9 protein-coding genes are annotated in these 12759 nt (G+C 41.7%); 7 read left to right on the top strand and 2 right to left on the bottom strand.

The genetic code is table 11. The annotated features are described in order from the left end of the window. Positions 1–192 precede the first annotated feature (192 nt). Positions 193–1290: a branched-chain amino acid aminotransferase gene (locus A4245_RS14185; RefSeq protein ID WP_067729038.1), complete on the bottom strand. Its 1098-nt coding sequence runs from the start codon at positions 1288–1290 to the stop codon at positions 193–195. Between the two features lie 153 nt (positions 1291–1443). Between A4245_RS14185 and A4245_RS14180 the strand changes: the two genes are divergently transcribed. Next, positions 1444–2229, top strand: coding sequence for an HAD family hydrolase (locus A4245_RS14180; protein ID WP_067729036.1), 786 nt, complete (start codon positions 1444–1446; stop codon positions 2227–2229). A gap of 51 nt (positions 2230–2280) precedes the next feature. Here A4245_RS14180 and serA read toward each other — a convergent pair whose 3' ends face one another. Beyond that, positions 2281–3867: a phosphoglycerate dehydrogenase gene (gene serA, locus A4245_RS14175; RefSeq protein WP_067729034.1), complete on the bottom strand. Its 1587-nt coding sequence runs from the start codon at positions 3865–3867 to the stop codon at positions 2281–2283. A 358-nt stretch (positions 3868–4225) separates the two neighbouring features. On the opposite strand from serA, the gene ilvD reads away from it, so the two are divergent. The 6 genes from ilvD to leuB all read left to right on the top strand — a co-directional run bounded on the left by ilvD (position 4226) and on the right by leuB (position 12746). Further along, entirely contained in the window at positions 4226–5908 is a 1683-nt protein-coding gene (gene ilvD, locus A4245_RS14170; protein WP_067729032.1) for a dihydroxy-acid dehydratase, read from the top strand. A gap of 764 nt (positions 5909–6672) precedes the next feature. Further along, the gene (ilvB, locus tag A4245_RS14165) at positions 6673–8394 is read left to right on the top strand and encodes a biosynthetic-type acetolactate synthase large subunit (RefSeq protein ID WP_067729030.1); all 1722 of its coding nucleotides are present in this window, start codon (positions 6673–6675) and stop codon (positions 8392–8394) included. Then, the gene (gene ilvN, locus A4245_RS14160; protein ID WP_067729029.1) at positions 8391–8909 is read left to right on the top strand and encodes an acetolactate synthase small subunit; all 519 of its coding nucleotides are present in this window, start codon (positions 8391–8393) and stop codon (positions 8907–8909) included. The genes ilvB and ilvN overlap by 4 nt, the downstream gene beginning before the upstream one ends. Before the next feature lie 115 nt (positions 8910–9024). Next, positions 9025–10059, top strand: a complete 1035-nt coding sequence (gene ilvC / locus A4245_RS14155; protein ID WP_067729024.1) for a ketol-acid reductoisomerase — start codon at positions 9025–9027, stop codon at positions 10057–10059. Next, a complete protein-coding gene (locus A4245_RS14150) occupies positions 10046–11590 on the top strand; it encodes a 2-isopropylmalate synthase (RefSeq protein WP_067729022.1) in 1545 nt (514 codons plus the stop codon). Before ilvC ends, A4245_RS14150 begins: the two co-directional genes overlap by 14 nt. Before the next feature lie 49 nt (positions 11591–11639). Then, positions 11640–12746: a 3-isopropylmalate dehydrogenase gene (gene leuB / locus A4245_RS14145; RefSeq protein WP_067729020.1), complete on the top strand. Its 1107-nt coding sequence runs from the start codon at positions 11640–11642 to the stop codon at positions 12744–12746. The last annotated feature ends 13 nt before the right edge of the window (positions 12747–12759 follow it).

Raw genomic sequence — 12759 nt, 5'->3', positions numbered from 1 at the left:
CGTTACAGCTTATTCAAAACCAATTGTAATTAATTAAGTTACTTCGCATTTTACACATATTGTGCAAAAAAACAATATTTTTTCCGTGGAACGAGTAACCGCATTCACAAGCTATTAGAAAACAAATTTTTTTAACAGAAAGCAAAAGCTGTTAAAAAATAAAAGAACCCGACACAATCGCCGGGTTCCTGATTATTTAACTTTTACTGTTTTCTTTGATTCAACTTTTTCCACCCAATCAAAAGGATCTTCTACTTTACCATATTGAATGCCTGTAATGGTATCGTAGATTTTCTGAGAAATTTCGCCGGTTATGCCATTATTGATGACCATATCCTTGCCTTCCCATGTCAATTGACCGATTGGTGAGATAACTGCAGCTGTCCCTGAACCGAAAGCTTCTTCCAATGTGCCATCCTCATAGGCCTGCTGTAATTCTTCCATGGAAATTCTCCGTTCCGAAACCGGTATTTCCCAATGTTTCAAAAGCTCGATAACGGAGTTTCTTGTTACACCGGCAAGAATACTGCCATTAAGCATTGGAGTCACAACTTCTCCGTTGATTTTAAAGAATACGTTCATGCTTCCAACTTCTTCGATATATTTCTTTTCAACACCGTCCAGCCAAAGAACCTGTGCAAATCCTTTTTTAGCTACCATTTCCTGTGCTTTCAGGCTTGCAGCGTAGTTACCACCCGTTTTTGCTTCACCGGTTCCGCCTTTTACCGTACGGGCATAATGGTCTTCAACAGCAATTTTTACCGGGTTGATTCCCTCTTTGTAATATGCACCAACTGGTGATAAAATAACAATGAATTTATAATGGCGTGATGGTGCGACACCGAGATATGGTTCAGTGGAAATAATAAATGGGCGAATGTAAAGGGATGTTCCTTCTGTATCTGGTACCCATTCTTTCTCCAGTGAAATAAGTTGTTTGATTGCTTTTAATGCAAATTCTTCATCAATTGGTGGAATGCATATCCGATCATTGGAAAGATTCATACGCTCCAGATTTTTTTCCGGTCTGAATAACTGGATATCTCCGTCTGCGGTGCGGAATGCCTTTAGTCCTTCAAAAACGGATTGACCATAGTGGAATACCATTGCCGATGGGTCAATTGTAAGAGGTTGATATGGTACAATGCTCGCATTATGCCACCCTAAAGGATCAGAATAATCCATTACAAACATATGGTCCGTAAATGCCCTGCCAAAAATGAGCTGATCTGATTTAGGTTTTTCTTTTTTAGTTTCACTTAGTTGTACGCGAATAGTTTGCTCTGCCATATCAATTATCTCCTTGCTTTATGTTTATAAATTTTCTATTAATCATAAGGGATATTTTAATTTTGCGCAAGACTTAATTTTTAATTAATTATGTTAAATTGATATTACAGTAATATGCCAGTAAGAAAAAATACGTGTGGGGGAGCTGGAAAAATGATTAAAGCAGTTTTTTTTGATTTGGATGATACATTGCTCTGGGATGAAAAAAGTGTCAAGGATGCTTTCGAAAAAACATGTGAGGTGGCGGCAGGTAAATACGCCATCGACCCAAATGAATTGGAAACGAAGGTGCGGGAAAATGCACGGAACATATATGCATCCTATGATACATATGAGTTTACGAAGCTGATAGGCATTAATCCGTTTGAAGGGTTATGGGCAAATTTTTTAGATGCAGGAGAGGAGTTTGGAAAATTAAAGGAAATCGCTCCTGAGTATCGGAAAAAAGCCTGGACAGCAGGTTTAAAAGATATGGGCGTCGATGATCCTGCGTTTGGAGCGGAACTGGCAGAAACCTTTCCGCAAGAACGGAAAAAAACAGCACTTTTATTTAACGACGCGATAGAGGTACTGGAGAAATTGAAGGGCAAATATCAGTTGCTGATGCTGACAAATGGTTCACCGGATCTGCAAAATACGAAGCTTGATTTAACACCGGAGCTTGTGCCGTATTTTGATCAGATCGTAATTTCGGGTGATTTTGGAAAAGGCAAACCAGATCCAACAATATTTGAGCATGCATTGGAGCTGCTGTCGCTTAAAAATCATGAGGTTATCATGGTTGGAGATAATCTCCTTACTGACATACTTGGAGCTGAACGTGCAGGTATAGCATCTGTCTGGATTAATCGCCATCAAAAAGACAAGGGAGAGCCTATACCGACATATGAGATTTCGAGTTTGCAGGAGCTATTGCCGATTATTGAAAGACATCAATAACATAAAGCACACAACCCATATCAGGCTGTGTGCTTGCTTTTAACGTTGCAGCTACAGGTCAATCGCCGTAACTTCTTTAATCTCTTCAAGGCTTTTGAGCTCTGCCAAGGCTTCTGTTTCCAGATGCTTGTCGATTGTCAGTACCATGATTGCATTTCCACCTATATCGGAACGATCCACTTGCATGGTTGCAATATTGATATTGTGCTTGGCAATCGTGCTGCCCATCCTACCGATCACACCTGGCTGATCAACATGCTGGATCACTACCATATGACCTTGGGGCGTAACGTCCACACTGTATTCATCAACTTTTACAAGTCTTGGACCGAAGCCGTTCAGCAATGTTCCGGAAACTTTCCGGGTGCCGGAATTAGTTTTTATGACTACCGTAATCAGGTTGGTAAAGCCTTTTGTGCTGGACGTTTTACTTTCGTTTACTTTTATTCCCTTTTTATCTGCAAGATACAGTGCATTAACATCATTGACGTGACTGCCGAGATAGCGCTTGAGAAGCCCTTTTACAGTGTTTCGCGTCAGTGGTGCCACTTCGATTCCGGAAAGATCGCCCGAATATGTAATACTCACTTCTTCAGGGACTTCATTTGTCAGGTCAATAAGGAATGTACCAAGTTTTTCTGCAAGGTGAAAATAAGGTGCAATCTTATGCATGATTTCACTTGGAACGGATGGGAGATTAACGGGATTATTGACGACATCACCATTTAGGAAGCTGATTACATCACGACTGACATCAATTGCCACAATCTCCTGTGCTTCTATTGTGCTGGCCCCCAGGTGAGGAGTTGCGACAACCTGCTCCAAATCAAGCAGCCGATGGTCGATAAATGGCTCCTCCTCAAATACATCAAGTGCTGCACCTGCAACTTTTCCGGAAACAATGGCATCATACAATGCATCTTCATCTATGATTCCACCACGGGCACAGTTTATGATCTTCACACCAGATTTCATGATCTCAAAAGACTTGGCATTGATCATATGCCTCGTTTCTTTCATAAGTGGAGTATGGACCGTTATGAAATCGGCTTTCTTTAAAACCTCTTCAAGTGTCCCATAGCCAATTCCCATTTGTTCTGCTTTCTCTGCAGTTAAAAATGGGTCATAGGCAATTACATCCATTCGCTGGCCTTTAGCCCGTGCAGCAACTTCTGCCCCGATTCTTCCAAGACCAACGATTCCTAACGTCTTATTTCTAATTTCAACACCAACATATTTTTTTCTGTCCCATTTGCGGTTTTTTAAAGCATGGAACGCTTGAGGGATATTTCTGGATAAAGCCATCATCATTGCCACCGTATGTTCAGCAGCTGAATTGGTATTGCCGTTTGGAGCATTCACAACAATAATCCCATTTTCAGTTGCAGCATCCAGATCTATATTGTCTACACCAACACCAGCCCGCCCAATTATTTTCAGGTTTGTTGCTTTGCTGATCAGTTCTCTTGTCACCTGTGTCTGACTGCGGACGAGCAATGCATGGAATTCTGCAATACGGTCTTCTAATTGTGCGGGACTTAAGTCAGTCTCCATCACAACATGAATATTCTCCACCTCCCGTAATGGATGAATTCCTTCTTCGCTTAGCGGATCACTGATTAAAACATTATAGGCCATGATTTATCTTGCCTCCTGTAATTTCCCTGGGCAGCAATGTCCAAGTTTGTTTTTGTTTTAAATTCTAAATCCAAAAGCAGACTGATGATACTTTTAAAAATTATACGTACGATAAGCATGAAACAGAGGGTCAATCAAGCATCTTCATGTTTTGAAAATTCCCTATCTGATATCCAATATAGCAATATCAAGAATGTTGTCAATATATTCTGTAATCAAAAATTTATGGGAGAGTCAAAAAATTAGTTGTAAACGCTTCATGGTAAGCGTACATTGATTCGTAATTTTTATTAAAAAAAATTGATTGAAGTATTAAATAATTAGTCATATAATAGTCCGAAAGAAAGGTGGTTTCTGTATGAGTAAAGATTTGCGTATAAAAAGTAAAGCGTTTGACGGGGCAATGAGAGCTCCCAACCGTGCAATGCTGCGGGCTGTTGGTATATCGGATGAGGATTTCACGAAACCGATGATTGGTGTTGCAAGTACTTGGGCAGAAGTGACTCCATGTAACATACATATTAATGATTTGGCAGTCAGCGCGAAAAAAGGTGTAAGACAAGCAGGAGGAGTTCCGCTGATTTTCAACACGATTACAGTATCAGATGGGATATCCATGGGAACGCAAGGAATGAGATATTCCCTGCCGAGTCGTGATTTGATTGCCGATTCAATTGAAACAGTGGTTGGCGCGGAGAATCTGGACGGTTTAGTGGCAATAGGTGCATGTGACAAAAACATTCCCGGCTGTATGATTGCAATTGCCAATTCAAAAGTGCCGGCTGTGTTCGTATACGGAGGAACAATTGCTCCTGGCTCACACCGAGGAAAAGATATAGACATCGTCTCTGTATTTGAAGGGGTAGGCCAGCATAATGCGGGAGCAATTGACAATGACGAATTAAGAGCAATCGAATGCAGTGCCTGTCCAGGAGCTGGTGCATGCGGTGGTATGTACACGGCTAATACAATGGCTTCAGCAGTGGAAGCGATGGGTATGAGTCTTCCTGGAAGTTCTTCCAATCCAGCAGAATCAGAAGAAAAAGCTGCAGATGTAAAAGTTGCAGGTGAAGCAGTCTATAAAATGCTGGAAAATGATATTTATCCAAAAGATATTATGACAAAAGAAGCGTTTGAGAATGCCATTACTGTCGTTATGGCACTTGGCGGATCTACAAATGCAATTCTTCATCTGCTTGCGATTGCACATGCAATGGAGGTTGATTTGTCCATTGATGACTTTAATCGCATCCAGGAAAAAGTACCGCATCTGGCAGATTTAAAGCCGAGTGGACGGTTTGTAATGCAGGACTTGCATCGTGTAGGTGGTGTACAGGCAGTAATGAAGCTATTGCTTGAAAATGGTTACCTTCATGGAGATTGTCTGACCGTTACTGGAAAAACTGTCGCTGAGAATCTTGCAGAAGCACCAGGCTTGAAAGAAGAGCAGCAGGTTATCATGCCTTTTGATAATCCAAAACGAAAAGATGGTCCATTAATTGTACTGAAAGGTAACCTTTCTCCAACAGGGGCCGTTGCGAAGCTTTCTGGTGTAAAAGTAAAACGGCATACTGGTCCGGCACGTGTGTTCAATAACGAAAAAGATGCGACTGCTGCTGTTATGGCAGATGAGATCAACGAAGGGGATGTAATTGTCATTCGCTATGTAGGTCCAAAAGGTGGGCCAGGAATGCCTGAGATGCTTTCTATTTCAGGAATTCTGGTCGGAAAAGGAATGGATGAATCTGTAGCCTTGCTGACAGATGGTCGATTCTCCGGTGGGACCCATGGGTTAGTTGTGGGTCACATTTCTCCGGAAGCACAGGATGGAGGCCCGATTGCTCTCTTGGAAGAAGGAGATCTTGTTACAATTGATTCGGAGAAAAAAGAAATTACGATGGATGTGTCCGAAGAAGAATTGGAGAACAGAAGAAAAGGCTGGGTTGCACCGCCATTGTACACGAAAGGGGTGCTTGGAAAATATGCACATAATGTTTCCTGCTCCTCAAAAGGTGCGGTTACTGATTATTTAAATAAATAGCTTTTTTCATCGCCCCGGTTGTAAGAGAACCGGGGTTGTTTTTTTTAAAAAAAGTATCATCGAACTTCCCTCCCAGTCAGGCAGGGTCTATATGTTCGCTAACCGGTTTCTCATGCTTTTGTTTACAAAAAAATAATATTTTTTGTTTTCCGAACATGGCAAGGATGTAAACGCATTCACAAAAACCAATTATATATAATTATCAAAAAACTTACGAAAACCTCTTGACTCCTTTTCGAAAAAGTTATATGATTATCCGCAATATCAGAAATGATTTTTTAAAGCATTTTTTTAACAACGAGAGCCCTATAATTTTAAAAATTGATGAAAATTAAATAAAATTAATTCGACGACGGGAAAAAAGGAACATGTTCCGTGTACTCACAGAGAGCTGGGGTTGCTGGAAGCCCAGAAGTGCATGTTGTTCTGACATCGTCCCTGAGTGCCGCTTTGAACGGAGAAACGTCTATTTCTTAAGTGACTCCAAGTAGATTCGGTCAGGTGCATAGTTTGTTTGTACCTGTTATCAATAAAGGCTGTTATTTTAGCCTGACAAGGTAGTATTCGCGAGGATGCTACGAACATGGGTGGTACCGTGAAAAGATGACTCTTTTCTCCCCAATAATTCTGATTATTGCAGATTTATGGGGAGAGAAGGGTCTTTTTTATTTGCAGATTGAAAAGCGGAAGACGATTCCGATCTGCAGCAGTAGAACGAAAGCGAATGCGAAGTTTCTAAATTAAGATTTGAGGAGGTTGCAGCAGTGAAAGTAGATGCTAGTCGTGAAGTGGAAGTAAAAGGGAAATTGGTAACCGGGGCTGATTTATTAATTAAAACGTTAATTGACGCTGAAGTTGATACTGTATTTGGATATCCTGGCGGTGCGGTATTGCCAATTTATGATGCATTATACCGTAATGAAACGCCATTTGAGCATGTGCTTTCCCGTCATGAACAGGGATCGATTCATGCGGCCGAAGGGTATGCTCGTGTTACAGGAAAACCTGGGGTCGTTATTGCAACATCAGGTCCAGGGGCAACCAATCTGATAACCGGAATTACGGATGCGATGATGGATTCCATACCGCTCGTAATCTTTACCGGGCAAGTAGCAAAAAGTGTCATCGGAACAGATGCTTTTCAGGAAGCCGATGTGATGGGAATAACAACTCCGATTACGAAATACAACTATCAGGTGAACGATATTGCCGATCTGCCGCGTATTGTAAAAGAGGCATTTCATATCGCGTCGACAGGGCGCCCAGGACCGGTAGTTGTTGATATTCCCAAAAATATATCGGCAAATATCACATTGGATGATTATGAAGATGATTTTCATCTGCCAGGTTATCAGCCGACGATTAAGCCTAATCCATTACAGATCATTAAGCTTGCAGATGCTTTAAGCCGTGCCAAACGTCCACTGCTTCTGGTAGGTGCTGGAACACTTTTCGCAGATGCTTCCGAAGAACTGAAGCAATTTGCTGAAGAATATCAGTTGCCTGTAACGACTACATTGCTTGGTCTTGGCAGTTTTCCAGGTTCGAATGAGCTCTCGTTGGGAATGGCAGGGATGCATGGGACATATGCAGCGAACATGGGAGTTTATGAATGCGACCTGCTGATAAATATTGGAGCAAGATTTGATGACCGATTAACAGGAAACCTGGAGCATTTCGCACCGAATGCTAAAGTGGCGCATATCGATATTGATCCAGCCGAGATTGGAAAGAACATTGAGACACACATTCCGGTCGTTGCAGATGCGAAAAAAGCTCTAGTTGCTTTATTAAACGCCAAGATAGAGATGCAGGGTCATCAGGACTGGATGGATAAACTCCGCAAGAATAAAAAGGATTATCCATTATGGTATGAACGGTCGAATACGCTTTTATCTCCTCAATGGCTGATTGAACAAGTGTATAAAGTTTCAAAGGGAGAAGCAATTGTAACAACGGATGTGGGTCAGCATCAAATGTGGGCAGCACAATTTTACACCTTCGATAAGCCGAATAATTGGGTGACTTCAGGTGGACTTGGAACAATGGGATTTGGTTTCCCGGCTGCAGTCGGAGCCCAGCTTGGAAGACCTGATGATTTAGTTATATCCATCGTAGGCGATGCAGGCTTTCAAATGACATTACAGGAACTATCAGTTGTGAAACATCGGAATCTTCCTGTGAAAGTAATTATCGTCAACAATGAAGCACTTGGAATGGTAAGACAATGGCAGGAAAGTTTTTATGAAGAAAGATATTCAGAATCCCTGTTATCAGAAAACCCTGATTTTGTGAAATTGGCAGAAAGCTATGGAATTCGCGGCGTCAGAGTAGATAAAGAAGAGGATGCTGTCAGGGTGCTGGAAGAGATAATGGCATACGACGGACCCGTAGTAGCTGACTTCAGGGTAGTACGGGAAACATCTGTCTATCCGATGATTGCACCAGGTAAAGGAATCCATGAGATGGTCGGGGTGAAGAAATGAGACGAATAATAACTGCAACCGTACAGGACCGTGGAGGAGTTTTAAACCGAATCACGGGGATGCTTCATAAACGCCAATTCAATATTGAGAGCATTTCGGTCGGAGCCTCAGAAATCGAAGGTATTTCAAAAATGACCTTCGTAGTGGAAATCAGTGATCGTCAGAAGCTTGAACAACTTACGAAGCAATTAAACAAGCAAATCGATGTACTGAAGGTGTCAGACATAACCGATAAAGCAATGGTGGCAAGAGAACTTGCGTTAATCAAGGTTGTGGGATCAGGCCATACACGGAGTGAAATCCAAGGCATCATCACACCATTCCGTGCGTCGGTAATTGATGTAAGCAAAGACAGCATGACGATTCAGGTAACCGGTCGTCCCGATAAAGTGGATGCATTGATTGCCTTACTCAGACCATATGGAATTAAAGAACTAACGAAAACCGGTGTGACTGCATTCTTAAGAGGACAGCAGCCGGAACAGGTAACAGAATTAAATTCTATGTCAAACTAATTTCAATGTACCCGTCAGCCTTTCAGAGCTGAAGTGACATTGCAGACATCGTATTTATTCCTATAAATAAAACTATAAAAACTACAAAAATGATAATTGGAGAGGGAGATTTTAAATGGCTAAAGTACTTTACGAGAAAGATATTCAAAAAGAGGTTCTGGAAGGTAAAAAAATCGCAGTTGTAGGATACGGATCACAAGGTCATGCACATGCATTAAACCTTCGTGAGAGCGGATATGATGTTGTCATTGGACTAAGAGCAGGAAAATCACAGCAAAAAGCAGAAGAAGATGGTTTTGAAGTATATTCAGTAGCAGAAGCTGCACAACAGGCTGAAGTGGTTATGATTCTGCTGCCCGATGAAATGCAGCCAAAAGTTTATGAAGAGAGCATAAAAGAAAATTTACAGCCTGGTAATGCACTTGTTTTTGCACACGGTTTTAATATTCATTTCAACCAGGTTGTTCCTCCATCAGACGTTGATGTATTCCTTGTAGCTCCTAAAGGGCCGGGACACCTTGTAAGAAGAACCTATGAAGAAGGTGCAGGTGTACCAGCATTATATGGTGTTTATCAGGATGTTACGGGTAATGCAAAAGAGCTTGCCTTGGCATACGCACAAGGAATCGGTGCTGCAAGAGCTGGTGTATTGGAAACGTCATTCCAGGAAGAAACCGAAACAGATTTGTTTGGAGAACAGGCAGTTCTTTGCGGTGGTGTTACAAGCTTGATTAAATCAGGTTTTGAAACATTGACAGAGGCAGGATATCAGCCGGAAGTTGCATACTTCGAATGTATGCATGAAATGAAGCTGATTGTTGATCTTCTTTATGAAGGCGGACTGGAAAATATGCGTTATTCTATCTCTGATACAGCACAATGGGGAGATTTCGTTTCTGGCCCTCGTGTAGTTAATGAAGATACAAAAGCAAGAATGAAAGATGTTCTGACAGATATTCAGGATGGTAAATTTGCCAAAGGATGGATTCTTGAAAACCAGGCAGGACGTCCACAGTTCAATGCAATTAATAATAAGGAAAATAAACATCAGATCGAAACTGTTGGAAGGGAGCTCCGTGAGTTAATGCCTTTTGTTAAACAGCCAGTTAAATCCAAACAGAAGGATGTGAAGGCAAATGTCACAAATTAAGATTTTTGACACAACACTACGGGACGGAGAGCAATCACCAGGGGTCAACCTGAATAAATTGGAAAAACTTGAAATCGCAAGACAGCTGGAGCGTTTTGGAGTTGACCGGATGGAAGCGGGATTTCCTGCTTCCTCCCAGGGTGACTTTGAAGCAGTAAAAGCTATTGCAGATACAATTAAAAATACTTCGGTCATAGGGTTGGCAAGAACGATTAAGTCAGATATCGATATAGCATGGGAAGCATTAAAAGGTGCGGAAAGACCTGCAATCCATATCTTTGTAGCTACATCACCAATCCATATGACATATAAGCTGAAAAAGACTCCTGAAGAAGTTATGGAAACAGCTGTCAGCATGGTCTCCTATGCGAAGCAGAAATTTACTGACATCGAGTGGTCTGCTGAAGATGCGACAAGGTCGGATTGGGAATTCCTTGCCCAGATTATTGAAAAAGTAATTGATGCAGGTGCAACTGTCATTAACCTGCCAGATACAGTTGGATACACAACACCGGCTGAATACGGGAAATTATTTAGGTATATCAAAGAAAATGTCCCGAACATCGATCAAGTGGCACTGTCTTGTCATTGCCATAATGATCTTGGAATGGCTGTAGCCAATTCGATTGCAGCAGTTGAAAATGGTGCCACTCAAGTGGAAGGTACGATTAATGGAATTGGGGAGCGTGCAGGAAATGCAGCATTGGAAGAAGTAGCTGTAGCATTGAGAATACGTTCTGATTATTATCCATATGAAACAGGGCTAAAATTAGATGAAATCAAACGTACAAGTGATCTAGTGGCTAAGCTGACAGGAATGTATGTGCAGGCCAACAAAGCGGTTATAGGAAGAAATGCTTTTGCCCATGAGTCAGGCATCCATCAGGACGGTGTGCTGAAAAATGCTGAAACCTATGAAATCATTACGCCAGAGCTGGTTGGGGTAACCTCCAACACTTTATTCCTTGGGAAACATTCTGGGCGTCACGCTTTTAAAGATAAGGTTAAAGAATTTGGTGTGGAGCTGACAGAGGATGAATTGAAGAATGCCTTTGACCAGTTCAAGAAATTAACCGACCATAAGAAAGAAGTCACTGATGATGATCTGTATACGATTGTAATGGAAATCAAAACCGACTCTTCAACGGTAAATAAATACCATCTGGAAAATTTCCAGGTGCAATATGGTACTGAAAATGTTCCTACTGCTACAGTAGTCTTAACAACCCCGGAAGGAAAGAACGTAAAAACTTCCTGTCCTGGTCAAGGTAGTGTTGAGGCATTGTACAAAACAATAGATAGTTTAATAGAAGAGAAAATAAAATTGGTAGACTACCAGCTGAACTCAGTTGGTGGGGGCAAGGATGCGCTTGCCGAGTCACATGTACAGTTGATCGTAAATGGAGAAACGGTAAATGGCAGAGGTTCAGCACAGGATGTTTTACAAGCATCTGCCAATGCATTTATTAACGCAGTGAATCGTTATATCATCAAAACGAAAACAACAGCAAAGAAAGAATTGGTGAAGTGAGTCTCAATTGAAAACCACGTTCACGAATAAATAAGGAGGGACCTCAGCTATGGATAAGCAAATCGTTCTTCTTCCGGGTGACGGTATCGGAAAAGAAATAATGGAATCTGCAAAGCTAGTGTTAACATCTATCGCATCTGAGTACAATCATCATTTTACATTTCATGAACAGGCAATTGGTGGGGATGCCATCGATCAGTATGGCGTACCATTACCTGAGGATACAGTTAATGCTTGTCAAAGTGCGGACGCCGTTTTGCTTGGTGCAGTTGGAGGTCCTAAATGGGAATCCATTCCTGTCCACCTGCGTCCGGAGAGGGGATTGCTCGCCATCCGCAAATCACTTGGACTTTTTGCCAACCTTAGACCGGTACAGGGATTCGCTCCCCTGCTCCATGCCTCCCCATTAAAGGAAGAGGTTATTAAGGATAGTGACATCATGATTATCCGTGAGTTGACTGGTGGTCTTTACTTCGGTGAGCCAAGTGAACGTGTCGAAAATGGAAATGCCGTCGTAGATACTCTTTACTACCATCGGACAGAGATGGAGCGGATTATTGAGAAAGGCTTTGAAAGTGCAAGAATCCGAAGCGGGCATCTCACTTCAGTTGACAAAGCAAACGTTCTTGAATCAAGCAGGATGTGGCGTGAAATAGTTAATGAAAAAGCAAAAGAATATCCGGATGTGACAGTGGAACATCTATTGGTGGATGCGGCGGCTATGAAACTGATTACCCAGCCTAATCAATTTGATGTCATTGTTACTGAAAATCTTTTCGGTGACATTTTGAGTGATGAAGCTTCTGTATTGACCGGATCACTGGGAATGCTTCCATCTGCAAGTGTCCGATCCGATAATGTAGGACTTTATGAGCCGGTTCATGGCTCTGCACCAGATATTGCAGGTAAAGGTGTAGCAAATCCACTTGGCATGATCCTATCTGCTGCGATGATGCTCCGATATTCTTTCGGTATGGAAGAGGAAGCTTCCGAAATGGAAAGAGCAGTAAGTGAAACACTGGAACAAGGATACCATACGCCAGATTTGAATTTAAAAAATGGTAAACAAGTAAGCACACGGAAATTAACAGAGATTGTACTTGAGAATTTAAGTACAAATCGCATCTCTGATTCGATATGCAATTCATATGTCTAGAGCGGGGTGAAAG

The sequence above is a fragment of the Oceanobacillus damuensis genome (assembly GCF_001618145.1).
Classification (GTDB): domain Bacteria; phylum Bacillota; class Bacilli; order Bacillales; family Amphibacillaceae; genus Oceanobacillus; species Oceanobacillus damuensis.
This window is presented reverse-complemented; position numbering and strand designations above follow the sequence as displayed.

Coding starts and splice junctions, on each gene's coding strand:
- A4245_RS14185 (WP_067729038.1), bottom strand. CDS start 1,290: ATGGCAGAGCAAACTATTCGCGTACAACTAAGTGAAACTAAAAAAGAA.
- A4245_RS14180 (WP_067729036.1), top strand. CDS start 1,444: ATGATTAAAGCAGTTTTTTTTGATTTGGATGATACATTGCTCTGGGAT.
- serA (WP_067729034.1), bottom strand. CDS start 3,867: ATGGCCTATAATGTTTTAATCAGTGATCCGCTAAGCGAAGAAGGAATT.
- ilvD (WP_067729032.1), top strand. CDS start 4,226: ATGAGTAAAGATTTGCGTATAAAAAGTAAAGCGTTTGACGGGGCAATG.
- ilvN (WP_067729029.1), top strand. CDS start 8,391: ATGAGACGAATAATAACTGCAACCGTACAGGACCGTGGAGGAGTTTTA.
- ilvC (WP_067729024.1), top strand. CDS start 9,025: ATGGCTAAAGTACTTTACGAGAAAGATATTCAAAAAGAGGTTCTGGAA.
- A4245_RS14150 (WP_067729022.1), top strand. CDS start 10,046: ATGTCACAAATTAAGATTTTTGACACAACACTACGGGACGGAGAGCAA.
- leuB (WP_067729020.1), top strand. CDS start 11,640: ATGGATAAGCAAATCGTTCTTCTTCCGGGTGACGGTATCGGAAAAGAA.